The organism is Streptomyces sp. NPDC056169 (assembly GCF_042268445.1).
GTDB lineage: Bacteria > Actinomycetota > Actinomycetes > Streptomycetales > Streptomycetaceae > Streptomyces.
Genome location: NZ_JBHJUO010000015.1, coordinates 190,856 through 213,593, shown reverse-complemented (window position 1 = coordinate 213,593; position 22,738 = coordinate 190,856). Strand labels below are relative to the sequence as shown.

The 22,738-nt window shown below is 72.1% G+C and carries 25 protein-coding genes; 14 read left to right on the top strand and 11 right to left on the bottom strand.

The window, feature by feature from the left end:
- Positions 1–52: 52 nt before the first annotated feature.
- Complete coding sequence (locus ACFC0G_RS25820) at positions 53–1,633, bottom strand: ABC transporter permease (protein WP_376407145.1); 1,581 nt, start codon at positions 1,631–1,633, stop codon at positions 53–55.
- The gene (locus tag ACFC0G_RS25815; RefSeq protein WP_376407143.1) at positions 1,630–2,556 is read right to left on the bottom strand and encodes an ATP-binding cassette domain-containing protein; all 927 of its coding nucleotides are present in this window, start codon (positions 2,554–2,556) and stop codon (positions 1,630–1,632) included. Before ACFC0G_RS25815 ends, ACFC0G_RS25820 begins: the two co-directional genes overlap by 4 nt.
- Before the next feature lie 84 nt (positions 2,557–2,640).
- Between ACFC0G_RS25815 and ACFC0G_RS25810 the strand changes: the two genes are divergently transcribed.
- Positions 2,641–3,156, top strand: coding sequence for a GbsR/MarR family transcriptional regulator (locus ACFC0G_RS25810; protein ID WP_376407141.1), 516 nt, complete (start codon positions 2,641–2,643; stop codon positions 3,154–3,156).
- Here ACFC0G_RS25810 and ACFC0G_RS25805 read toward each other — a convergent pair.
- Complete coding sequence (locus ACFC0G_RS25805; protein WP_376407139.1) at positions 3,129–4,898, bottom strand: hypothetical protein; 1,770 nt, start codon at positions 4,896–4,898, stop codon at positions 3,129–3,131. The genes ACFC0G_RS25810 and ACFC0G_RS25805 overlap by 28 nt on opposite strands.
- A gap of 46 nt (positions 4,899–4,944) precedes the next feature.
- Entirely contained in the window at positions 4,945–5,757 is an 813-nt protein-coding gene (locus ACFC0G_RS25800) for a diacylglycerol kinase (protein WP_376407137.1), read from the bottom strand.
- Between the two features lie 142 nt (positions 5,758–5,899).
- Between ACFC0G_RS25800 and ACFC0G_RS25795 the strand changes: the two genes are divergently transcribed.
- Positions 5,900–7,183 carry an adenylosuccinate synthase gene (locus ACFC0G_RS25795; protein ID WP_376407135.1) on the top strand — a complete coding sequence of 428 codons (1,284 nt, stop codon included), beginning with the start codon at positions 5,900–5,902 and terminating at the stop codon, positions 7,181–7,183.
- 87 nt (positions 7,184–7,270) lie between these two features.
- Here ACFC0G_RS25795 and ACFC0G_RS25790 read toward each other — a convergent pair whose 3' ends face one another.
- Positions 7,271–8,101, bottom strand: coding sequence for an oxidoreductase (locus ACFC0G_RS25790; protein ID WP_376407133.1), 831 nt, complete (start codon positions 8,099–8,101; stop codon positions 7,271–7,273).
- 89 nt (positions 8,102–8,190) lie between these two features.
- Between ACFC0G_RS25790 and ACFC0G_RS25785 the strand changes: the two genes are divergently transcribed.
- The 4 genes from ACFC0G_RS25785 to ACFC0G_RS25770 all read left to right on the top strand — a co-directional run bounded on the left by ACFC0G_RS25785 (position 8,191) and on the right by ACFC0G_RS25770 (position 11,600).
- The gene (locus ACFC0G_RS25785; protein WP_376407131.1) at positions 8,191–9,105 is read left to right on the top strand and encodes a LysR substrate-binding domain-containing protein; all 915 of its coding nucleotides are present in this window, start codon (positions 8,191–8,193) and stop codon (positions 9,103–9,105) included.
- Positions 9,106–9,318: 213 nt separating this feature from the next.
- Positions 9,319–9,825: a DUF6232 family protein gene (locus ACFC0G_RS25780; RefSeq protein WP_376407129.1), complete on the top strand. Its 507-nt coding sequence runs from the start codon at positions 9,319–9,321 to the stop codon at positions 9,823–9,825.
- A gap of 130 nt (positions 9,826–9,955) precedes the next feature.
- Positions 9,956–10,177 carry a hypothetical protein gene (locus ACFC0G_RS25775; RefSeq protein WP_376407127.1) on the top strand — a complete coding sequence of 74 codons (222 nt, stop codon included), beginning with the start codon at positions 9,956–9,958 and terminating at the stop codon, positions 10,175–10,177.
- A 193-nt stretch (positions 10,178–10,370) separates the two neighbouring features.
- Positions 10,371–11,600, top strand: a complete 1,230-nt coding sequence (locus ACFC0G_RS25770; protein ID WP_376407125.1) for a hypothetical protein — start codon at positions 10,371–10,373, stop codon at positions 11,598–11,600.
- A 14-nt stretch (positions 11,601–11,614) separates the two neighbouring features.
- Here the strand turns inward: ACFC0G_RS25770 and ACFC0G_RS25765 are convergent, their stop codons facing one another.
- Positions 11,615–13,507, bottom strand: a complete 1,893-nt coding sequence (locus tag ACFC0G_RS25765) for a serine/threonine-protein kinase (protein WP_376407123.1) — start codon at positions 13,505–13,507, stop codon at positions 11,615–11,617.
- Positions 13,508–13,532: 25 nt separating this feature from the next.
- Positions 13,533–15,074, bottom strand: coding sequence for a PstS family phosphate ABC transporter substrate-binding protein (locus tag ACFC0G_RS25760; RefSeq protein ID WP_376407121.1), 1,542 nt, complete (start codon positions 15,072–15,074; stop codon positions 13,533–13,535).
- Between the two features lie 172 nt (positions 15,075–15,246).
- Here ACFC0G_RS25760 and ACFC0G_RS25755 point away from each other — a divergent pair, with 172 nt between their 5' ends.
- The 4 genes from ACFC0G_RS25755 to ACFC0G_RS25740 all read left to right on the top strand — a co-directional run bounded on the left by ACFC0G_RS25755 (position 15,247) and on the right by ACFC0G_RS25740 (position 18,393).
- Positions 15,247–16,191, top strand: coding sequence for an NADP-dependent oxidoreductase (locus ACFC0G_RS25755; RefSeq protein ID WP_376407119.1), 945 nt, complete (start codon positions 15,247–15,249; stop codon positions 16,189–16,191).
- A 110-nt stretch (positions 16,192–16,301) separates the two neighbouring features.
- Complete coding sequence (locus ACFC0G_RS25750) at positions 16,302–16,520, top strand: hypothetical protein (protein WP_376407117.1); 219 nt, start codon at positions 16,302–16,304, stop codon at positions 16,518–16,520.
- A gap of 399 nt (positions 16,521–16,919) precedes the next feature.
- Positions 16,920–17,324, top strand: coding sequence for an FG-GAP repeat domain-containing protein (locus ACFC0G_RS25745; RefSeq protein WP_376407115.1), 405 nt, complete (start codon positions 16,920–16,922; stop codon positions 17,322–17,324).
- Between the two features lie 178 nt (positions 17,325–17,502).
- Positions 17,503–18,393, top strand: a complete 891-nt coding sequence (locus ACFC0G_RS25740; protein ID WP_376407113.1) for a glycoside hydrolase family 19 protein — start codon at positions 17,503–17,505, stop codon at positions 18,391–18,393.
- Here the strand turns inward: ACFC0G_RS25740 and ACFC0G_RS25735 are convergent, their stop codons facing one another.
- Positions 18,394–18,630: a DUF397 domain-containing protein gene (locus tag ACFC0G_RS25735; RefSeq protein ID WP_376407111.1), complete on the bottom strand. Its 237-nt coding sequence runs from the start codon at positions 18,628–18,630 to the stop codon at positions 18,394–18,396. It lies immediately after the preceding gene.
- Positions 18,627–19,463 (bottom strand): helix-turn-helix transcriptional regulator, encoded by an 837-nt coding sequence (locus tag ACFC0G_RS25730; protein WP_376407109.1) that lies wholly within the window; start codon positions 19,461–19,463, stop codon positions 18,627–18,629. The genes ACFC0G_RS25735 and ACFC0G_RS25730 overlap by 4 nt, the downstream gene beginning before the upstream one ends.
- A gap of 156 nt (positions 19,464–19,619) precedes the next feature.
- On the opposite strand from ACFC0G_RS25730, the gene ACFC0G_RS25725 reads away from it, so the two are divergent.
- Genes ACFC0G_RS25725 through ACFC0G_RS25710 form a run of 4 tightly spaced genes read left to right on the top strand, consistent with a single transcriptional unit; the run spans position 19,620 to position 21,634 of the window.
- Positions 19,620–20,075, top strand: a complete 456-nt coding sequence (locus tag ACFC0G_RS25725) for a hypothetical protein (protein WP_376407107.1) — start codon at positions 19,620–19,622, stop codon at positions 20,073–20,075.
- Between the two features lie 47 nt (positions 20,076–20,122).
- Positions 20,123–20,914 carry a DUF2785 domain-containing protein gene (locus tag ACFC0G_RS25720; protein ID WP_376407105.1) on the top strand — a complete coding sequence of 264 codons (792 nt, stop codon included), beginning with the start codon at positions 20,123–20,125 and terminating at the stop codon, positions 20,912–20,914.
- 58 nt (positions 20,915–20,972) lie between these two features.
- The gene (locus ACFC0G_RS25715) at positions 20,973–21,239 is read left to right on the top strand and encodes a hypothetical protein (RefSeq protein ID WP_376407103.1); all 267 of its coding nucleotides are present in this window, start codon (positions 20,973–20,975) and stop codon (positions 21,237–21,239) included.
- Positions 21,236–21,634 carry a type II toxin-antitoxin system VapC family toxin gene (locus ACFC0G_RS25710; protein ID WP_376407101.1) on the top strand — a complete coding sequence of 133 codons (399 nt, stop codon included), beginning with the start codon at positions 21,236–21,238 and terminating at the stop codon, positions 21,632–21,634. Before ACFC0G_RS25715 ends, ACFC0G_RS25710 begins: the two co-directional genes overlap by 4 nt.
- Positions 21,635–21,644: 10 nt before the next feature.
- Here ACFC0G_RS25710 and ACFC0G_RS25705 read toward each other — a convergent pair whose 3' ends face one another.
- Positions 21,645–22,118, bottom strand: coding sequence for a MarR family winged helix-turn-helix transcriptional regulator (locus tag ACFC0G_RS25705; protein ID WP_376407099.1), 474 nt, complete (start codon positions 22,116–22,118; stop codon positions 21,645–21,647).
- Positions 22,115–22,720, bottom strand: coding sequence for a DJ-1/PfpI family protein (locus ACFC0G_RS25700; protein ID WP_376407097.1), 606 nt, complete (start codon positions 22,718–22,720; stop codon positions 22,115–22,117). Before ACFC0G_RS25700 ends, ACFC0G_RS25705 begins: the two co-directional genes overlap by 4 nt.
- Positions 22,721–22,738: the final 18 nt, after the last annotated feature.

Below are 22,738 nucleotides of genomic sequence, written 5' to 3'. Positions count from 1 at the left end.
CGGCCGACTGCCGACTGCCGACTGCCGACCGCCGACGGCCGCCCGGCAGTCGTCAGCTCGTCGTCAGGTCACGGCGGCGCAGCCCCGCGAGGCCCGCCGTGACCAGGGCCGCCGCCAGGGCCGTCAGGGCCAGGACCGGGGCCCAGGCCAGGTCCTGGCCGGGGAGCTTCGGCAGGTGGCCGAAGGGGGAGAGGTCCAGGGCCGCCTGCGGCAGGTCGAGCGCCGGGCCGATCCAGCCGAGCGCCAGACAGATCCCGGCCGCGCCCCACGCGGCGGTCGCGGCCTTCGGGGCGGTGCCCCAGAGGAGGACCGCGAGCCCCGCGAGGGTCCACACCGCCGGGAGCTGTCCGAGCGCGGCGCCCAGGACCGGGCCGAGGTCGTGCCCGTACGAGAGGGCGAGGCCGAGTCCGGCGAGGGCCAGGATCAGGGCGGAGCCGCCGAAGGCGATCACCAGGTGGCCGGCGGCCCAGCGGATCCGGCCCAGCGCGTTCGCGAGGAGCGGTTCGGCCCGGCCGGAGGTCTCCTCGCCGTGCGCCCGCAGCACCGAACCGACCGCGAACAGCGCCGCGACCATCCCGAAGAGGGAGACCATGGTGGCGAGGAAGGCGTTCGTGAGACCGCTCTGCCCGCCCATCCGCTCGAAGATCTGCCGGGCCTGTTCGTTGTCGCCGACGATGTCGGCCGCGCCCTCGACCATCCCGCCGAAGACGAGCCCGCCGACGAGGAAGCCGAGCGACCAGCCGAGGAGCGAGCCGCGCTGGAGCCGCCAGGCGAGCGCCCCCGCCGAGGCGAGCTTGCCCTCCGCCGGACCCGGCCGGGTCGCGAGGAAGCTCGCGCCGACGTCCCGGCGGCCGGTCAGCGCGTACGCCACCGCCGTCTGCGCCAGGACGGCCGCGACGATCAGGAGCAGCACCCACCAGCGCTCGCCGGCGAAGGCGCGGACGTTCTCGGCCCAGCCGACGGGGGAGAGCCAGGTCAGGACCGAGCCCCCGGAGGCCGTACCGGCGTCGCCGGCCGCCCGCAGGACGAAGGCGAGGCCGAGGACAGCCGCCGCCAGGCCCCTCGCGAGGCGGGCGCTCTCCGTGAGCTGCGCGGTGACGGCGGCCAGGGTCGCGAAGACCATGCCGGTGCCGCCGACGGCGAGGCCGAGGGCGAGCGCCCCGGCCGCGCCCTGTCCGGCGAGGCCCGCCGTGACGATGAGGGCGACGGCGGTGTTGAGGACGAGCGCGGCGAGGAGGGCGGCGGTGAGCGGGGCCCGGCGGCCGACCGCTCCGGCGGAGAGCATCTCCTGACGGCCCGTCTCCTCCTCGTCGCGGGTGTGCCGGATGACGACCATCAGGCTGGCGACGGCGGCGAGGACGGCGGCGAAGGTGCCGAAGCGCCAGGCGACGAGCCCGCCGAGGGAGTCGCCGAAGACCGGCCCGTAGAGCGAGCGCATGGAGCTGTTGGCGGTCATGGAGGCGGCGATCTCGGCGCGCTCGGCGGCCGTGCCGTACAGCCCCTCCAGGGAGCCGGCGCCGCTGGCGACCAGGCCGCCGGTGACGAGGGCCCAGAGCGGGATCATGACCCGGTCCCGGCGCAGGGCGAGCCGGGCGAGGGTCCCGGTACCGGCGAGGGCGACGCTCGTGCTCATGACGCGACCGCCTCGGCTGCCTCGGCCGCCTCGGCCGTCTCGTCGGCGTAATGGCGGAGGAAGAGCTCCTCCAGGGTGGGCGGGGTGCTCGTCAGGCTCCGGACGCCCGACTCGGTCAGGGACCGCAGGACGGCGTCGAGCTTGTCGGTGTCGACCTGGAGCCTGACCCGGTGTCCCGTCACGGCGAGGTCGTGGACGCCGGGGAGGCCGGCGAGCCCGTTGGGCGGCGAGGCCAGCTCGGCGGTGACGCTCGTACGGGTCAGGTGGCGCAGCTCCGTGAGCGAACCGGACTCGACGGTCCGCCCCTTGCGGACGATGCTGACCCGGTCGCAGAGGGTCTCGACCTCGCTGAGGATGTGCGAGGACAGGAGCACCGTCCGGCCGCGCTCGCGCGCCTCGGTGACGCAGGCCTGGAAGACCTCCTCCATCAGCGGGTCGAGGCCGCTGGTCGGCTCGTCGAGGACGAGCAGGTCGACGTCGGAGGCGAAGGCGGCGACGAGGGCGACCTTCTGGCGGTTGCCCTTCGAGTAGGTGCGGCCCTTCTTGGTGGGGTCGAGCTCGAAGCGCTCGATCAGCTCGGCGCGCCGGGCCCGGTCGAGGCCGCCGCCGCGCAGCCGGCCGAACAGGTCGATGACCTCGCCGCCGGAGAGGTTGCGCCAGAGCGTCACGTCGCCGGGGACGTACGCGATGCGGCGGTGCAGCTCGACGGCGTGCTGCCAGGGGTCTCTGCCCAGGACGCCGGCGGCGCCGGAGTCGGGGCGCAGCAGGCCCAGGAGGACCCGGATGGCGGTGGACTTCCCGGCGCCGTTGGGGCCGAGGAAGCCGTGGACCTCGCCGGTCTCGACGGTGAGGTCGAGGCCGTCCAGCGCGTGGGTGCGCCCGAAGGACTTGTGGAGTCCGGCGACGCTGATTGCCTTCGTCATGTTTCAGAACGTACGCTCATTTCACAAAGTTGTGAAGTTAAGGAAGCGTATAAAGTCGGGGTGGACGGGCGAGCGAGGGAGACGATGAGCGGCATGAGCACCCCCGAAGGGACCGAGGTCGACGACGCGGCGGCCTCCCGCTTCGTCGAGCGCCTCGCCGCCGAGATGACGGAAGCCGGCATGCAGCGCATGGCCGCCCGGGTCTTCGCGGCGCTCCTCGCCTCCGAGACGGCCTCCATGACCTCGGCCGAGCTCGCCGAACAGCTCAAGATCAGCCCGGCGGCGGTCTCCGGCGCGATCCGCTACCTCAGCCAGGTCAGCATGATCAGCCGCGAGCGCGATCCCGGCACCCGGCGCGAGCGGTACGTCCTCCACAACGAGCTCTGGTACGAGACCTTCACCCGCCGCGACCAGGTCCTGACCCGCTGGGAGAAGGTCCTCCGCGACGGCGCGGAGACGCTGGGCCCGGACACGGCGGCGGGCCGGCGGACCGCCGAGACCGCCGACTTCTTCGCGTTCCTGCAGACGGAGATGCTGGGGATCATGGACCGCTGGCGGGTCCACAAGGAGGCTCAGGGAGCCGGGGCCCCCGCCTCCTGATCCTCCTCGGGCTGATCCTCCTCGGGCGGCGCCAGCCACTCCAGGTGCTCCTCGAAGCCCGAGCCGCCCGCCTCCGCGTACGGCTCCACAGGCCACAGCGGTCGCCCCTCGATCCACGGGACGACGATCGGCAGGCCGTCGTCCGCCCGGTCGAGCCAGCCGCGCAGCTCCACGGAGCCGGTCGGCTCCGAGGGCAGCCCGACCGAGGGGCGGTTCGGCGTCCCGGGCGGGGCGAGCGCGATCAGCCCCTCGGGCCGGTCGTCCGGCCCGCCGTGCGCCGGGAAGACGACCAGGACGGGAACGCTGCCCCGGGGGTCGTGCAGCAGGGCGTACCGCCGCACGACGGGTACGGGGGCGGTCGCGGCCCGGGCGAGGAGCAGGGCCGCGGGGCGGCCGGTCGTCAGCAGCCGGAAGCCGGAGCGCAGGAGCGTGCCGGCCATCAGGACCGCCATGACGTACGCCGGGATCCCGACGTCGAGCCACACGCCCAGGCCGGCGCCCGCGCATCCGGTCGCCGCCATCAGCACCTCGTTCAGCCCGGAGCCCCGGCGCAGCCCCCGCACGCGCCACCAGGGCACCGCGCGGACGTCCGCCTCGGGGCGGTGGGTGCGGGTCTGCGGGATGGCCCGACGCCCGGCGTGGGCGGCGAGCCGGGCGTACGTCGCGGAGGGCTCGGTACGGGCCTTGTCGAGGCTCACGCGGGGAGCGCCCCCAGGGGCCGGATCCGTGTACGGGACGGGGGCGACGGCCCGCCGACGCCACAGGCTCACCCCGCCCCCCACGAGCCCCACGAGCAGCCCCGGCGCGCCGAGGACGAACAAGGCGTCGTTCACGTCGCCGGCGGGAGTGCCCTCCCAGTCCGCGTTGTACAGGTCGCCCTTCCAGGGGCCGTACGAGACGACGAAGCCGGTGTCCCAGCCTTCGAGGACCGGGTCCAGGTCGGGGGTGCACTGGTAGGGGCCGGTCCGCGCGGTCCCGTCGAAGGGGTCCTTCCAGCTGACCGTGCAGGCGTCTCCGGCCTGTCTGCTCAGGATGGTGAGGTCGATCCGAGGGTCGTCCATCGACCGTTCCGCGCCGTAGATGCCGAGGCCCAGGGTGACGGCGGCGACCAGGACGACCCAGCGCCAGACGCCCCACCGGCGCCGACGGTGTTCCACCGCCGTGACGGGCGTGGGGGCCGTCTGCGGGCTCCTCGGCACCGGACGGCTCAGCAGGCCCTCCCGCTCCGCCCGCGCCACGATCCGGCGCCGCGCGGCCCGTCCCCGTACGGGCTTCGCCCAGATCAGCTCGCCGCCGCCGGGAGGCGCGATCACTCCGCCCAGGTTCGGGTCCCCGCACCACCACAGCACCCCGTCCGGTCCTGGCCGCACGAGCTCGTACCGCTGCCGTACCGCCATGACCTTCAGCGGCCACACCTCACCGCTGCCCGGGGCGGCCAGGACGACGGTCGCCCCGCTCCAGGCACGCGCCACGGGCACGGCGGCGTGCGCCGACCAGGTCCCGGCGCCGAGGGCGTGCTCCATCCGCTTCCCGACGGACCAGGCGCCGATGCCGAAGGACAGCGCCGCGACGGCGAGCCCCCCGAGCAGGCCGACCCCGTCGGACGCCCAGGCCCAGGGCAGCGTGCCGGCACCGACGGCCAGCACGACGGCGACCGCCGCGATGCCCATCAGCTCGACGGCCCTCCGCCGGTACCGGTCCAGTGCGTCGGCCGTCTCCCGGAGATCCAGCGCACGCGCCACCACAAGCCCCCCTCGTCCCACCAGTCACTCCCGCCCCACCGGCAGGCTAGAGCGCCATGGTGTCCCGGGGAAGCGTCAGCCCCCACGCTCCCGCCCGGGCCGTCCACGTCCGTCGCCGGACCGGCCCCGAGACGCGGCCGTCCGCGCGGTAGCGGAAGTCCGGGCCCGAGACCGTGAGCGTGCGGGCCCGTGCCCGGTGGTCCGGCGCGTGGTGGGCCGGGTGGACCGTGACCTCCGCCGTACCGGCGACCGAGCGGACCGAGAGGCCCTCCACCGGCGTGTCCACGTCGGCGAGGAGCACCCCGTCCGCCTCCACCCGCAGCCGGTGGGTGCGGACCGCGAGGGCCGTCGGGGCCGGCCGGACCAGCGTGCGCACCAGGGAGCGGCAGGTGCCCCAGACGGACGAGGTCGGCGCGGCCAGGACGGGCACGGCCGGGACGAGCAGGTCGCCGAGGACGACCCCGTCGCTGTCGTCGACCAGCAGGTCGAGGCGGCGCACCGCCCCGTCGAGGACCGCCCGCGCCGCCGCCGGGGTGGAGCGCGGCACGCCGAGCGCGTGCGCCAGTTCCAGGGCGCCCGGCGGGCCGATCGGGACGAGCGAGAGCGCCCCGTCGGCGAGCTCCCGGTCCCGGTGCAGCAACGTCACCGTACGGAGCAGAGCGCGGTCGTCGCCGAGCACCACGGGGTGCCGGGAGCCGCGCCGCGCCAGGGCCCGGGTGAATTCCTCCGGGCTGTCCGGCAGGCAGATCTTCGCTTCCGCGCCCGCCGACAGGACATCCTTCGCGATCCGCACGGACTCGCCGTCGCTTCGGCGGGCGACCGGGTCGACGATGACCAGCAGCTGGTCGTGATCCGACACCTCGGTCCTTCCTCGGGTAGCATCTTTGTGCAAGAGCCCCTTGCGCTATTGCGCCAGGGGCTTCGTCTATTCCGGGGCACACCGGTGAGGCGGCCTCGGCCCCTGACCTTGGACATGCCCCACCCGGAAGGGGTGTACGCCTGTGCCCGCACTTGTGCTGCTCGGTGCTCAGTGGGGTGACGAGGGCAAGGGAAAGGCCACCGATCTCCTCGGTGGATCCGTTGACTATGTAGTGCGTTACCAGGGCGGCAACAACGCCGGCCACACCGTCGTCGTCGGCGACCAGAAGTACGCGCTGCATCTTCTCCCTTCCGGAATCCTCTCGCCGGGGTGTACCCCGGTGATCGGAAACGGTGTCGTCGTCGACCCGGCGGTCCTGCTCTCCGAGCTGAGCGGACTGAACGAGCGCGGCGTGGACACGTCGAAGCTCCTGATCAGCGGTAACGCCCACCTGATCACCCCGTACAACGTCACGCTCGACAAGGTGACGGAACGGTTCCTCGGAAAGCGCAAGATCGGTACCACCGGTCGCGGCATCGGGCCGACCTACGCCGACAAGATCAACCGCGTCGGCATCCGGGTCCAGGACCTGTACGACGAGTCGATCCTCGTCCAGAAGGTCGAGGCGGCGCTGGAGGGCAAGAACCAGCTGCTCGCCAAGCTCTACAACCGCCGCGCGATCGACGCCGCGCAGATCGTCGAGGAGATGCTCCAGTACGCGGAGCAGATCAAGCCGTTCGTCGCGGACACCACGCTGATCCTGAACAAGGCGCTCGACGACGAAAAGGTCGTGCTCTTCGAGGGCGGCCAGGGCACCCTGCTCGACGTCGACCACGGCACGTACCCCTTCGTCACCTCCTCGAACCCGACCGCGGGCGGCGCCTGCACCGGTGCCGGCGTGGGCCCGACGAAGATCAGCCGGGTCATCGGCATCCTCAAGGCGTACACGACCCGTGTCGGCGCCGGCCCGTTCCCGACGGAGCTCTTCGACGCGGACGGCGAGGCGCTGCGCCGCATCGGTGGCGAGCGCGGTGTCACCACCGGCCGTGACCGTCGCTGCGGCTGGTTCGACGCGGTCATCGCCCGCTACGCGACCCGCGTCAACGGCCTGACGGACTTCTTCCTCACCAAGCTCGACGTGCTGACGGGCTGGGAGCAGATCCCGGTCTGCGTCGCGTACGAGATCGACGGCAAGCGCGTCGAGGAGCTGCCCTACTCGCAGACCGACTTCCACCACGCGAAGCCGATCTACGAAATGCTGCCGGGCTGGTCCGAGGACATCACCAAGGCCAAGACCTTCGCCGACCTGCCGAAGAACGCGCAGGCGTACGTGAAGGCCCTGGAGGAGATGTCGGGCGCCCCGATCTCCGCGATCGGCGTCGGCCCCGGCCGCACCGAGACGATCGAGATCAACTCCTTCCTCTAAGAGGCAGGGCTGTACGAGAAGGGCCCGCACCCCGGCGAACCGGGGTGCGGGCCCTTTCCGTGTCTGACGGCCGTCGGCCGTCAGCCGTCAGCCGTCGAGCTTCGTGTCCCGGCCGACCTTCTCCCAGGCCGTGAGGTCGCCCCGCACCTGCTCCAGGTGGCCGAGGATCGTGTCGATGGAGTCGTCGCCGAGCGCGAGCCGCAGCGGGGTCTCGTCGGCGTCCAAGGCCTTGATGACCGCCGCCGCGGCCTTCGCCGGGTCGCCCGCCTGCGTGCCGCCGCCCGTCTCCACGAACGCCCGGGTCGCGCCCACCGTGTCGGCGTAGTCGGCGATGCCGTCGCCGCTGAGGCTGTGGTTGCCGAAGAGGCTCGTCCGGAAGGCACCCGGCTCGACGATCAGGACGCGGATGCCGAGCGGGCCGACCTCGGCCGCGAGCGCCTCCGACATCCCCTCCAGGGCGAACTTCGTCGCGCTGTACGCGCCGAAGCCGGCCATCGACGCCTGCCCGCCGACGCTGCTGAGCTGCACGATCGCACCCGAACGGCGGGCCCGCATGTGCGGCAGGACGGCCCTCGTGAGGGCGGCCGGGCCGAAGACGTGCACGTCGAAGAGGGAGCGCAGTTCGGCGTCGGCGGTCTCCTCGACCGAACCGACGTGCGTACGGCCCGCGTTGTTGACGAGGACGTCGATGCGTCCGTGCCGCTCGGCGGCCTCCGCGACGACCCGGTCGACCGCCGCCGCGTCGGTGACGTCCAGGGCGACCGCGTCCACCTGGTCGGGGTGGGCCGCGACCAGGTCGTCCAGGGCCTCGGGGCGGCGGGCGGCGGCGACCACGACGTCCCCGGCGGCGATCGCGGCCTCGGCGAAGGCCCGCCCGAATCCGCTGTTGGCGCCCGTGATCAACCAGACCTTGCTCATGTCCGTACTCCCTCGCGGTGCGTCTCTCGGTGACACGACAAGACTGCGCCGCAAGCCCTTTGGCCGTCCAAGATCTGCCGTGATAACCCATGGGCATGACCGTCACCGATGTCCACGGCCGCGACCTGAGGTACTTCCTCGCGGTCGCCGAGGAGCTCCACTTCACCCGCGCCGCCGAGAAGCTGTACGTCTCCCAGCCCGCGCTCAGCAAGCAGATACGGGCCCTGGAACGGCAGCTCGGCGCCCCGCTCTTCGACCGCGACCGGCAGGGCGTCGCCCTCACCCCCGTCGGTACGGCCCTGCTGCCGCACGCCCGCGCCGCGCTCGCCGCCTGGGAGGAGGGCCGGGAGGCGGTGCGCCGGGCGCGGGAGGCCGCGGACGGCACCCTCGTCGTCGGCATGAGCACCAGCCCCGGGCGGGGCGGCCTGCTGCCCGCGATCCGCTCCCGCTTCACCGAGGCCCACCCCGAGGCCCGGCTGAAGCTGCGCCAGGTGGCCTGGGACGACCCGACGGCCGGCCTCGCCGACGGCGGCAGCGACGTCGCCTTCGTCTGGCTGCCGCTGGCCGGCGCGGACCGGTTCCGCTGGGTCGTCGTGGCCGCCGAACCCCGGCTCGTCGCGCTCTCCGCGACCCATCCGCTGGCTGCGCGCGAGAGCCTGGACTTCGCCGACCTCCTCGACGAGCCCTTCCTCGCCCTGCCGGACAGCGGACCCGAACTCCGCGACTTCTGGCTGGCATTGGACTGCCGGGGCGGGCGGCCGCCGGTGATCGGCGCCGAGATCGGCGGCGTGGACGAGACGTACGAGGCGCTCGTCGGCGGTCTCGGCATCTGCCTGGTCGCGACCGGGAACGCGCCGCTGCTCGACCGCGAAGGCGTCGCCATCCGCCCCGTCCGCGGCGTCACCCCCAGCCGCCTGGTCCTCGCCTGGCGCGCCGACGACACCCGCCCCCTCGTGCGCGGCTACGCCCGCGCGGCGGCCGAAGTCCGTCCACGTGAGGCCTGAACCCGCCTTGTGAAGTAAGGGTGTTGCGCGCTTAATGAGTGTCCGCTCGCGCGTGGTTCCGTCTCAGGGGGACGCATGGAAACGCCCGAACCTCCCGCCACACCTCCGCGGCCGTGGGGCAGCCCCGCCGCCACACCCGGCGCCATACCGGCCACCCCGTCCGCCCCGTCCGCCACTCCGCACCTGCCGTCCCGGAGTCTCACCTCCGTCGACGTGAGCGTCAGCAAACGCCTGCTGTGGGTCGACGGCGCCTGCTATCCGCTGCGGAACCTCGCCCGCGTCCACACGTACATCGTCCGGCCCAACCGCAGGGCGGCGCTGATGAAGTTCCTGGCGTGGCTGGCCGTGTCCCTGCTGGTGCTGGGCGTGGCCAGTGGCCTCACCGACCCCGACCCCTACAGCGGCAACGACGGCCTGGACATGATCCGCTTCATCGTCCTCGCGCTGCTCGTCTACGCCCTCGTGGACATGCTGATCGTCGTGTGCGGGGCGTCGCACACGGTCCTGGCCATCGCGACCACGGGAAATCCGATCGCGCTGGTCACCAGCCGCGAGGAGGCGGTGCTCAGGGATCTCGTCCGCCGGATCTCGGACGCGATCGAGAACCCGGAGGCGGAGTTCCGGGTCCAGGTGGAGCGGCTGACGCTCAACATGCGGAACTACACGGGGGACACGGTCAACATGATCGGCGGCAACAACAACACGGGGGTGTCGCGGTGACGGCCGAGGGCAACCACTACGGCGACCGGGTCACCATGATCGGCGGCACCGGCAACAAGGCATCGTCCACCACCACGCGCCCCAGCAGCAGCCCACCCTGGAGGAGGCGCTGCGGGCCGTCGTCACGCTCATGCGGCAGCTGCGCGCCGAGGTGGCGCCCGAGGACCGGACCGCCTTCGACGAGGCGCTGCCCGTCGTCGCCGCCGACACGGCCGACCCGGGCGTCGCGACGCCGGTACGCCGCCGGGCCCTGGTGACGGTCGCCGGCATCGCCGCACTGCTCGGGGCGGTCGGCACGCCGCTCCTCGACTCGGCCCGGGCGGCGCTGGAACTACTCGGCGTAGGCGGCTAGCGGCCCTCCAAGGACCCTTCTCACTCAGCGTGTTCGGTGCCCCGGCCCCGAGTTGCCAACTCGGGGCCACGGGAGAAGAGTGGGTCGTGTGATTCCTGTGCACCGTTGAGTCGTGGAACTCCGGTCACCTTGAGCCGCCTTCACCGGTCGGCCCCCAAGAAGGACCAGCACACAAATAGCACCTGGATTCACCATGACCAGATCCGCCCAGCGACGAGTCGTCCGGGCTGCGAGCGCGTCGATCCTGGCTGCCGGCCTGGCCCTGTCGGCAGGTATGCCCGCCATGGCGGCACCCGCCGCGGCCCCGGCACAGGCCCAGGCCGTGGCAACCGCCGTGAACGAGCCGGTACCGCCTCCCGGCGAGGGTGAGGGCGAGCAGCCGCCGCCTCCCGCCGAGGAGGTGCCGCCGCCTGCTGAGGAGGTGCCCCCGCCCGCCGAGGAGGTGCCGCCGCCTGCCGAGGAAGTTCCGCCTCCTGCCGAAGAGGTGCCGCCGCCTCCCGCTGAGGAAGTGCCGCCACCTCCGCCCGAAGGCGGGGAAGTACCTCCCGTCGAGAACGGCGTACCTCCGGAACAGACCCCCGACGAGATCAAGAAGCAGGTGGAGACCGGTATCGCGAACTCCAGCCTCTCGGCCGCGGAGAAGGCGAAGGTCCAGAAGTCGCTGGACAGCATCGTCACCGTCCTCAACGACCCGGACGCGTCGAAGGAGGAGAAGGAGAGCGCCAGATTCGCCGCGGCGGGGATAAAGGGAGCCCTGGAACTCAGCAAGGACCCGAAGCAGTCGACGGAGGCCAAGGCACGGTTCGCCAAGATGGCGGTCGGCCTCAGCGAAGCGCAGCAGCGGGCCACCGACCCGGAGCTTTCCGGCAACGAACAGGCCGCCTACCGCGAGATCATCACTGACCTGAACAGCCTTCTCGCGGGCCTCGCGGCCAAGAACGTGTCCGACGCGGACAGGGCGTTCTTCGCCGAGTTCGCGGACCTGATCGTCGGCGGCCTCCTGGCCGTCCAGCAGCCGGGCACCGCGCCGACGAACCCGGAGGACAAGAAGAAGGTCCAGGAGAACCTGAAGAAGAACGCCGCGGCGCTGAAGGTCTACCAGAATCCGAACTCGTCCCAGGAGGACAAGGACGCCGCCAAGGCGACGCTCGACGAGCAGGCCGGTGCGACGACGAGCGCCAAGTACCTGGAGCTCGTGGACGAGCTCAAGCGCCTGAAGGCACCGCAGGCCTGCCTCGACGTCGTGCAGAACCGCACGCAGCAGGCCGGATGGCCGGACGGATCCCTGTGGGCTCTGACCGACAAGTCCTGTGTAGCCACGGTGAAGGCGGGTGCCGCGGACACCAACAGCGACTGGAACGCACTCTTCTCCTGCGTCCTGACGCAGGCGTTCTCCACCTGCACGGCCCGCATCCCCGAGTAACCCCGCCCCGCTCCCTACAGTCGCAGGAACTCACCCGGCTCCGCGTCCACCATCGGGTAGACGAGGAGCCGGTCCTTGCCCTCCCACTTGTCCACGACCAGATAACTGGAGCCGTTCTCCGGGCACTCGGAGGCGTCGCTGTTCGCGTCCTCGACCTGCGGGCCGATGACGAGGAGGTCGCCGACGCCCGCGAGGACGGACGTGGAGCCGCAGCTGACGATGTCGGTGGTGATCTCGCCGGCGTCGTTCATGCGCGGGAAGACGTCGGTGATGCGGACGAGCTGCGTGCCGACCGGGCCCTGGCTGACCGTCACCTCCGTGGTGAAGCGGTCGTCCTTGTCGCCGTAGACCTCCGGCATGGGCTTGCTGCGCCAGCGGCCGAGGAAGCGGGCGGGGACGACGGTGGTGCCGGTCGGCGCCTTGCGGAAGGTGGCCTTCGCGGCGCCCGAGGTCCACTCCAGGACGTCGGGGGAGCGCAGGGTGAGGGTCTGGTGGGCGGCGGGCGTGCAGCGCTCCGCGGGCACGCTGTCCGTGACGTCGGACTCGCCGTAGACGACCTTGTCCTCGTCGGCCGAGACGAGCCGCGAGCGGCCCATGCAGAGCCGGTTCTCGGAGACCTGGACGTAGACGGCGTTCTTGGCGCCGGCCGCGCCCTGGGAGATCTCGATCCGCGCGGTCTCCCGGGGATGGTCGGCCGTGCCCTGGATGACGCCTTCCCAGGCGCCGAGGAAGCCGGCCGGGACGATCCCGGCGGGCCGGGCCGAGACGCCGTCGGTCTGGCCCTTGCCCCGGTTCTTCTGCTCGTCGCCGCCGGTGTCCGGGTCGGGCCAGAAGGTGTACGTGACGGTGGCGGCGGCGGCCACGGCGAGGGCCGCGAGGCCGGCGATCAGGGCCGTACGGCGCCGGGGGCGGGGTGTGGTGCGGGCGGTGGGCGGCAGGGGAGTGGCGGGCGTCGGGTCCCCGGCGGAGGCGACCGGTACGGATCTTCCGTCGTCCTGCCCCACCGGTCCCGTCCCGGCCTCCGCCTCCAGGAGGCGGGCCGCGTGGCGGCCCAGCCGGGCGAGGACGTCCGCCGGGAGCCAGGGGTCGGCGACCGGCAGCGTCTCGACGATCTCGGCCGCCGAGGGCCGTCCCTCCGGGTCCTTGGCGAGGCAGGCCCGGATGAGCCCGGCGAGCTCGGGCGCGAGGTCCGTCAGGTCGGGCTCGTCGTGGGCGATGCGGAACATCGTGGCGTGGACCCCGCTGTCGGCCGTCCCGAAGGGGGAGCGGCCGGTCGCCGCGTACGCGAGGACGGAGCCGAGGCAGAAGACGTCCGACGCGGGCGTGACGCGGTCGCCGCGGACCTGCTCGGGCGACATGAAGCCGGGGGAGCCGACGACCGCGCCGGTGGTGGTCAGGCCGCCGCCGTCGGCGACCGTGTCGACGGCGCGGGCGATGCCGAAGTCGATGAGCCGGGGCCCGTCGACGGTCAGCAGGACGTTGGACGGCTTGAGGTCGCGGTGGACGAGCCCGGCGGCGTGGATGTGGACGAGGGCGCGGGCGAGCCCGGAGGCGAGCGCCCGTACGGTCGCGGGCGGCAGCGGCCCGAACTCGTCGCCGACCACGGTCCGCAGCGAAGGACCCGCCACGTACCCGATGGCCACCCACGGGGCCTCCGCGGAGGTGTCCGAGCCGAGCACGGGCGCCGTGCCCGACCCGCCGACCCGCTCAAGGGCGGCGACCTCCCGGGCGAACCGCCGCCGGAACTCCTCCTGGGCGGCCAGCTCGGCGTGCACCACCTTCACCGCGACCGTCCGGCCGCCGGCCGAGCGCGCGAGGAACACCCGGCCCATCCCCCCGACCCCGAGACGGCCGATCAGACGGAACGGACCGATGCCGACCGGGTCTTCCGCGTTCAATGGCTCCACGGCGACGAGCATGCCAGACCGCGCGTCAGCCGTCCCCGCAGATCCGCAGCCCCTTCGGGGTGGAGCAGGGCAGATGGCCGTGGGTGAGGACGACGTCCTGGCCGCTGCCCCGGATCAGGTAGTTGAGGAAGCTTGAGGTCAGGGAGTCGGCCGGCGGCTGCCCCCAGGTGTAGGCGTACTCGATCTCCCGGTACGGGTAGGGGGACTCGCCGATCTCCTCGACGACGGGCCGGCGCCCGTCGATGGCCACCCGGTGCAGCCCCTTCAGGTCGCTGCCGCTGCGGAGTTCGGTGTAGCCGATGGCGCCGGGGAGCTTGGCGACAGCCGCCAGGACCTGTTCGGTGGAGTCGAGTTCGCAGCGGACCACCGCGGACGCGGGGTCGTCGATGCTCTCGCAGTTCAGGGAGGAGTTGGCCAGCTCGTTGCGGCCGAGGACCCGGCGCTGGAACACCTCCCTGGTGCCGGAGTTGGCGTCCCTGCTGATGAGCCGGACGGGCTGGTGGAGGCTGGGGACCAGCTCGTTCCAGTCGGTGATCTCGCCCCGGTAGAGGCGGCGGATCTCGTCCAGGGTGAGGCTCTCGACGGGTATCCCGTCGTTGAGGACGAGGGTGAAGAGGGAGACCGCGACCATGCTCTCCCGCAGCTGCGGATAGCCGTTCGGCTTCCGCCCGTCGGAGAGGGCGACGACGGCGGGGGAGCCCTTGGCGGGCTGCGCCCCCGAGGCCTCCAGCTCCCGTATCCCGGCGGTCGAGCCGTGCGCGGTCACGTTGACCGTCGAGCCCGGGCAGTCCTTCTCGTACTTCTTCGCGAGCTCCCGCACGACCGGCGCGAACGCCGTCGAGCCGGTGACGGTGAGCGTGCCCCGGGCGCAGCCGATCGGCGGCGGGGTCTGCTCCCGGACGATGATCGCGGCGAGCGCGACGACACAGACGGTGAGGACGACGGTGACCGTCCGTGCGACCCGGCTGAAGACGGGCGGCTTGTCGTCGGGGGTCGTGCTGTGGTTGACGTGGACGTGCCCCTCGGCGATGTTGCCGTCGACCGAGACGGGGTCGCCGATCGGGCCGCCGGTGAGCAGGACGAGCAGTTTGTAGTGGGCGCCGCGGTTGAGCGGGACCTTGGGCAGCAGGATCGTGGCGTCGCCCTCCGCCGGGCCCACCCAGCTGTCGGAGAAGTGGCTGAGCAGCCGGGGGTGGTCGGGAGCGGTCACGACGACCGCCTGCACCCGGCGGCGCTCGAACTGGACCGTGAGTCCGTGGTCGTCACCGTCCGTGTAGTGGTCGGCGCCGATCGACATGGCCCCGTCGTTCTCGATCCGGAGCAGGACGAGGGTGGCGTCCCGCAGGGCCGGGGTCGCGTTGAAGAACCCGCGCCGTACGGCCGCGCCGGGGCCGGTGGCCGCCCCGTTCGCGGCGGCGTTCCCGATGGTCGTGTCGAGCTGGACGCGGTAGCCGATCCGCCGCTGGTGCGGCACCCGCCGCTCGTACCAGACGGCACCGGTGGAGACGAGGACACCGAGGAGCGCGGTGCCCAGGGCGATGAGGTTCTCAGCGGTGAGCCAGTCCACCCGCGCGACGGTACGCACGTGTGTGCGGTTCGGTGGGTTGCGTAGCCCCCCGTCACCCGGAGTTCTCCCTTCCTTCAGGCGGGGACTCGCGGGCGGGTCAACAGGGGTTGCTGGGGGGTGGCGGGCGTGGGTGTAATGGCCACGAGGGGGCTTTCCGGCTGAGGAGTACCCCATGCGTGTCGTCGAAGTGACCGCCTACGGCGGACCCGAGGTCCTCAGAATGGCCCGCCGGCCCGTGCCGGAGGCCGGGGACGTCCCGGGAAGGGTGCGCGTGCGGCTCAAGGCCGCCGGTGTGAACCAGGCGGACCTGCGGATCCGGGCCGGCCTGTACGCCGACGCGGTCGGCGCGCTCAAGCCCCCCTTCGTCCTGGGGACGGACTTCGCGGGAAAGCTGCTCGATCCCGTGCCCGGGATGGCCGAAGGCACTCGTGTGGCCGGTTACGTCAACTGGTACGAGGAGCTGACCGGCGAGGGCACGTACGCCGAGGTCATCTGGGTCGATCCGGACTGGCTGGCCCCGATCCCGGACGACGTCGACTTCACCGTGGCCGCGTCCGTCCCGCTGGCCTCGGCCACCGCCCAGCAGGGCCTCGACCGGCTCGCCCTCCCGGCGGGGGCGACGCTGCTCGTGACCGGTGCGAGCACCGTGGTGGGCCGCTTCGCGCTCCAGTACGCCCATGCGGCCGGACTGCGGGTCGTGGCCATCGCCCACGAGGGTGACGAGAGCGAACTGAAGATCCTCGGCGCGGACCACGCCATCCCGCGCGGTGCGCCGGAGGACGTGGCCGCCAGGGTGATGGAGGCCGCCCCGGAGCGGGTGGACGGAATCTTCGACGGGGCGCTCTTCGGCGGTGTGGGGCTCCTTCCGCTGCTGAAGGACGACGGCGTCTTCGTCGCGATCGCTCCCGACCGGGTTCCGGCCGCCGAGCGGAACATCCGCGTCGAGGCCGTCCGGGCCCGCCCGGACGCCGCCCGGCTGAAGGAGACGCTGGAGAAGGTCGCGGCCCGCGAGCTGATCACCCGGGTGGCCGACGTCATGCCGCTGGAGGAGGTCGCCGAGGCCCACCGCCGGGCGGAGGCGGGCCACCGCCCGGGCCGCATCATCCTGATGATCTGACCGGTTCTGGCCGGTTCCGATCGGTCAACCTCGTCCACCCCGGGTGCCCCCGCCCGGGGTGGATGACGGATGCACCGGTACCTGGCGCGCGGGGGCTCGTTAGCCGGGGCATGAACTCTTCCCAGCGTGTCCTCACCGCCCTCGCCCTCGCCGCCTCCGCCATCGGCCTCGGAGCGGGCGCCGCCGCCGCGGCCGACCCCCTGGCGGGCGCGACCGGTCTGCTCGGCCCGGTCGCCGGCGCCAGCCAGTCCGACTCCCCCCTGGGCGCCGTCACGGACGCCGCGAACCCCGCCGCGCTCAGCACGGTCACCTCGGCCCTGCCCCTCTAGGGCACCCGCTCCTCCCGCTCTCTCCCCGGCCGGCTCCGGGGCGGCGATCCGCCGCCCCGGAGCCGTCCTTTTGGTCCGAAAACGTACGGCGTCCACAAGACGACCCAGGACCTGACCATCTGGTTCTCCACGGGGGGCGGCGGCTTCGACAAGTGGAACACCGGGGACGACGCCGCCGACGTCGCCGACATCATCGACGTCGACAACGACAACGACGGCATCTCCGACAGCCAGTGGACCGTTCTCAAGAACGGTCAGCTGATCTTCTTCGGGGACTTCTCGGGCTCGCAGGACGCGGACATCGTCGGCCGGGGCTGGAACACCTACAAGACGGTTCTCTCGCCCGGCAACATCGGCGGGGCCAAGGAAGCCGACCTGGTCGGTGTCGACAAGACCGGTGTGCTGTACAGCTACCTCACGTACCCGAACGGCACCACCACCACCCGCGTGCGCGTCGGCGGCGGCTGGAACGTGTACGACCAGATCGCCGGTCAGGGCGACCTGACCGGTGACGGCAAGCCCGACATCGTCGCCAAGGAGAAGTCCACCGGCTACCTGTACCTCTACAAGGGCACGGGCAACTGGAAGGCCCCCTTCAGCGGCCGTACGAAGATCGGCCAGGGCTGGAACGCGTACGACCGCCTCCTTTCGGTCGGCGACCTCAACCTCGACGGCAAGGCGGACCTCCTCGCCCGCAAGCCCAGCGGTGCGCTGATGCGCTACTACGGCACGGGCATCGCCACGTCCCCGTTCAAGGCGCCCACCCAGATCGGCACCGGCTACCAGGCGTACAACCTCCTGTAGCAGTACGGGCGTTGCTCGCCCCACGTCGGCCCCGGGCCTCGGATCTCCGAGCCCGGGGCCGCTTTGTATGCAACCGGAACCCCAACTGTCACAAGTTCTGGTCTAGACCTTGACAGGTCCAGACCAATCACGCTTCGCTGGGCCTTCCCCACCCGGACCCCACCCGGAAGGACAGCTCATGCTGCGAAGGCTGATCACTCTGATCGCCGCTCTCTGTACGGCAGTCGGACTCGCCGTACTCGTCCCCTCCGCGACCGCCGGCGCGGCCCCCGCGTGCGTCGGCGCCTGGAACTCGGGCAGCGTCTACACCGGCGGCATGACCGCCTCGTACAACGGCCACAACTGGTTCGCGAAGTGGTGGACCCAGAACGAGCGCCCGGGCTCCTCCGACGTCTGGCGCGACGAGGGCGTCTGCGGCACGGGCGGCGGCGGCACGGACCCCGACCCCTCCGGATTCGTGGTCTCCGAGGCCCAGTTCAACCAGATGTTCCCGAGCCGGAACCCCTTCTACACGTACAAGGGCCTCACCGACGCCCTCAAGTCCTACCCCGGCTTCGCCAAGACCGGCAGTGACACGGTGAAGAAGCAGGAGGCCGCGGCCTTCCTCGCGAACGTCTCCCACGAGACGGGCGGGCTCTACTACATCGTCGAGCAGAACACCGCGAACTACCCGCACTACTGCGACGCGAACCAGCCCTACGGCTGCCCGGCCGGCCAGGCCGCGTACTACGGCCGCGGCCCGATCCAGCTCTCCTGGAACTTCAACTACAAGGCGGCGGGCGACGCCCTCGGCATCGACCTGCTGAACAACCCCTGGAAGGTCGAGCAGGATCCGGCCGTCGCCATGCAGACGGGCCTCTGGTACTGGAACACGCAGAACGGCCCCGGCACGATGACCGCCCACAACGCCATGGTCAACGGCGCGGGCTTCGGCCAGACCATCTGGGCGATCAACGGCAGCCTGGAGTGCAACGGCGGCAACCCGGCCCAGGTGCAGAGCCGGGTCACCAAGTACCAGCAGTTCACCCAGATCCTGGGCGTCCCCGCCGGGTCGAACCTGTCCTGCTAGTCAGTCCTGCCAGGCAACGAACACGGTCCAGGCGGCGGGCTCCACGACGAACGTGGGCCCGTCGCTGACCTTCGAGTCGCGAAGGTGGACGGCGTGGGCGCAGGTGGCTACCTCTACGCAGTTGCCGCCGCCGCTGTCGCTGTAGGAGGACTTGCGCCAGTCGAAGGCGACCTCGACGCAGTTGCCGCCACCGTCGTCGCTGTAGCTGGACTTGAACCAGTGCAGGGTGTCGTTCATCTCCGTACTCCCGCCAACTCCTCGATGAAGCCCAGCGACCTGCGCGGATCCAGGGCCTGTGCTCGGATCTTTGCATACCGCTGCATGTGCGTACTCACCTTGACCCGGTCGGTGATCAGCAGGCTCTCCCCCTGGATCTCCAGGAAGGTCACGTGGTCATGGGCCGGAGTCTCCACGATGTTCAGATCGCCTCGGGCACCCGCGTACTCACCCCCCAGCCCCGCATCCAGCGGCAACACCTGAAGGTTCACGTTCCTCCTCCGCGCGCACTCCGCCAGGTACACGAGCTGCTCCCGCATGATCTCCTCACTCCCGATCGGCCGCCGCAGCACCGACTCGTCGAGTACGAGCTCGATCTCGCACACCGGCTTCCGGTCGAACAGCGCCTTCCGTGCCATCCGGCCGACGACCAGTTCCTCCACCCGTTCCGGAGTCGGCTCCGGGTGACCGCCCGCGATCAGCGCCCGCGCGTACGCCTCCGTCTGGAACAGGCCATGCACGACGTGGTTCGCGTACAGCCACAGCGCCACCGCCTTCTGCTCGATCGGCGCGTAGCCGCGGAACTGTTCCGGCAGTTTCTCCAGGCGTACGAGCTCCCGCATCGCCTCGAAGATGCCCGTTCCGCCGCCGAGTACGCGTTCGAGGAGGACCAGCATCTCGTCGCTCACCGGGTGGAGCAGCCGTTCCATCGCGCTGATGGCCGCTCCGCTGTAGCCCATCTGGGCGCCCAGCTGTTCCTGCGTCAGGCCCTTCTTCACCCGCATTCTCTTCGCCACCGCCGCCGCCATCCGCGCTGCGGGTCCTACCGATTCCTTGTTCTCTTCTCGCGCCATCGCGATCCCCATCCGAACTCAACCGGTCTCAACCGGTCTCAACTGCTCCCCGCCGAATTCGACTGCCCACGAGGTGCGTTGGTGCAGGTCAAGGGGTTGCCGACGCGCCCTCCGCAGTCGTGGAAAACGCTAGCGCCGGCGCGGGAACATGTCCTCGTGAATGCAGAGAATCGGGAAGTAAACGCGGATTGGATTCCCAGTTCCGGATTCCAACTCCGCAAGGCCGGAGTGCAATTCGACGCCGTTCGCGTCGACGGTGCGGAGGGGCGGCGGCTCGCGGACTGGATAGGAGTACTGACGGGCGGCGACCCGGGCCCGGTCGTCATCGAGGCGAACGGGCGGCAGGGGGTCTACTTCCTGGTGCCGCCGGGGTCGACGGGCCACCGGTCGTGGCCGCGCGGGGTGACGCGGTTCAACGCGGCGCCGACCCGGGTGAGTTACGTACCCGTGCCCGCGTTGACGGGGCGGACCTGGCCGCTCGCGTGGCGGTTCCCGCCGACGGGGCCGGACCGGTTCGTCCACACGCTGCTCCTGCGGAGCGCCGTGACGGAGCTGTTCGCCGATCCGTACGCGTACGCGGACCCGTACACGACCGGTGCTCGGGAGCAGTGAAATTTTATTCTCGGCGGGAGGCGGCGGTATGCGGTTATTGTGCCGCCGTGACCGACTGGAACAGCATCGAAGCCGCTGATTACGCGATACCCGACGCCGCTGACCTGGAAGAACTGACAGCAGGGCTGTCCCGCGCGCTCGCGGATCCCGATCCGGGGATCCGCGACGGGGCGGCGTACTCCGTCCTCGCGACCTGGATCGAGCGCGGGGTGATCGACGGGCCCCGGAGGCTGGCCCTCGGCGACGAGATGGCGGCCCGCTTCGGCGACCCGGAGATCCAGGCCCGTACGTTCGCCCCGCTCGTGCTCGACATGCTGGTGGGCGAGGGGGAGTTGAGGCCGGAGTGGGTGGAGGCGTTCGCGCGCTGGTATCCGGCGGAGGAGGACCTGCGGGGGTACGACGAGAAGCTCGGGTGGCTCCACGCGGTCGCGCACGGGGCGGACCTCCTCGGCGTGCTCGGGCGGCACGCCGAGGTGGACCCGGTGCGGATGCTGGACGTCGCCGCCGCGCGGCTGACGGCGCCGACCACGTACGTGTGGAACCAGTTGGAGGACGACCGGCTGGCGCGGGCGATCGCCCGGGTCCTGACCCGCCCGGACCTGAGCGAGCAGGAGGCGACGGCCTGGCTCGGCGTGATCGCCGCCGAGTTCGGGGCGGACGCCATCGGCGTCCCGGTCTCCGCCCACCTCTCCAACTGCCTGCGCACGCTCCGCATGCTGTACGTCCTCGCGGACCGGGGCGTCCGGATGACCCGCGACGGCGACCCCCAGCCCCTCCGGCACGGCCCGGCGGTCAAGGCCCGCCTGGCCGAGGTCCTCGACCGCATCGTCAGGCGCTGATCGGACGCGCTACGTGGGCGATTGCGTGCATGCACATGTGCATGCAACCATGGTGTGCATGGTTGCACTGCAGATTCGTGACGTGCCCGAGGACCTGCGTGACCGGCTGGCGGCCATAGCGGGTGAGCGAGGCCAGTCGTTGCAGGCGTACCTCTTCGACGTGCTGAGCGACGAAGTGCGGCGCAGGGACAACCTGGCCGTGCTTGAGGGATTCTCCGCAGGGCGGTACGGGTCGCGGCTCGACACCGCCGATGTGCTGGACGCCCTGCAGGGCGGGCGTATGGAGCGCGACATCGTCCTCGGCGTGCCGGAGGGCGACGAGTGATCGTCGTCGACGCTTCGGTCTTCGCGTTCTCGCTGCTCGACGAAGGCGCCATCGGTGACCGCTGCAGGGCGGCCCTCTCCGCCGACAGCAGGTGGATCGCGCCGGAGCACTGGACGATCGAGGTGCTGTCGGTGATCCGGGGCAATCTGCTCGGCGGGAAGATCTCGAAGGCGCATGCGGAGGACGCCGTCGCCGCCCTCGCGAAGCTGGAGCCCGTCGTTCCGCTGTCGCGCGTCCTCCTGCCCCGCGTGTGGGAGCTGCGGGGGAACCTCACCGCCTACGACGCCGCCTACGTCGCCGCGGCGGAGGTGTACGGCTGCGCGCTGGTCACCGCGGACGGACGCCTGGCCCGCGCCTCCGGTATCCGCTGCCCGGTGGACGTGATCGGCCGCTGAACGGCAGCGCCTAGTCAGCCGCCCCAGGAGCTTCGTAGCGCGCGCTGACCGCGTCCAGTGCCTCCGAGAGCCGTTCCAGGACCCGTACCGTCTCGTCGAAGGCCTCCTGGCCGCCCAGTTCGTGTGCGAGCAGGGCGGACAGTTCCGCGTGGCCCGGTTCGATGCGGGCGATCGCCGCCCGGCCCGCCTCCGTGGGGGTGAGGAGCTTGGCGCGGCGGTGGGCCGGGTTCGGCTCGTAGGCCGCGAGGCCCTCCCGTACGAGCAGGTCGGCGATCCGCTGGACGCTCTGGCGGGTGATGCCCATGACGCGGGCGATCCCGGCGACCGGCAGCGGCTCGGGCAGGACCGCGCCGAGGACCTGCCACCAGGCGGCGGTCAGGCCCGCCGGCTCGGCCAGCTTCTCCGAGACGGCGAGGAACTGGCCGTTGAGGCGGAACACGCCCAGGGCCGTACGGGACAGGGCGTCCTGCTCGCGGCGGCTCACGAGTTCAGCTCGACGAAGGCCGCCGGGTCGGAGTCGTGGAAGAGGCGATACCAGGCGTCCCGCTTGCCCTCGTACGCGCCGAGCCGGGCGAAGATCTCCCGCGCGAACGCGACCGGCTCCGTCGGGCCCGCCGTGATCAGGTCCCCGTCCGTCACCGCGTCCGCGTCGACGTAGTGGTCACCGCCCTTGTAGCCGGTGGCGGCGAGGTAGAACGAGACGGCGCTCGTGTGCGAGCGGTCGTCGAGCAGGCCCTCCTTGGCCAGGCCCGCCGTGGCGCCGCAGATCGCGGCGACCGGCACGCCCGCGTCGAGGAAGCCCCGGGCCGCGGCCGTGAAGGGGGCGAGCTCGTCGCCCTCGTCGTACTTCTCGGCGCCGGGAAGGATCAGCAGGGCGCTGTCCTCGGGGCGGAGGTCGGCGAGCGCGAGGTCGGGGACGATCCGGATCCCGGCGATCGTGGTGACGGGCTCCCCGGCGACCGGGCCGACGGTGCGGACCGTGTAGCCGGCGCGGGCGAGCCAGGCCGTGGCGTGGCCCGTCTCCCAGTCGGCGAGGGTGTCGTAGACGGCGAGATGAACGGTCGTGGTGTCGCTCTCGATTCCCATGACAGAAGACTGTCATGA